General features: G+C 74.8%; 1 protein-coding gene. It reads right to left on the bottom strand.

Annotation, left to right across the window (positions count from 1 at the left end):
- Positions 1–202 (bottom strand): beta-ketoacyl synthase N-terminal-like domain-containing protein (locus tag IF43_RS37695; RefSeq protein ID WP_037891835.1); only part of this gene is annotated, 202 nt, incomplete at both ends.

The raw sequence follows: 202 nt of genomic DNA, 5'->3' as shown, positions 1-202 counted from the left end.
GACGGCCGAACCGCGCACGACGGCGAGGATCGGGTGGCCGTTGCGCACGGCGTCGGACTGGCGCTCGACGAGGAGCATGCCCGCGCCCTCGGCCCAGCCCGTACCGTCCGCACCCTCCGCGAACGACTTGCAGCGCCCGTCCGCGGCGAGCCCGCGCTGGCGGCTGAAGTCGACGAACGTCTCCGGGGTCGCCATGATCGCG

Source organism: Streptomyces sp. NRRL S-87 (genome assembly GCF_000719335.1).
GTDB lineage: Bacteria > Actinomycetota > Actinomycetes > Streptomycetales > Streptomycetaceae > Streptomyces.
The sequence above is the reverse complement of the archived record's forward strand: the minus strand, read 5'-3'. Positions and strand labels throughout refer to the sequence as shown.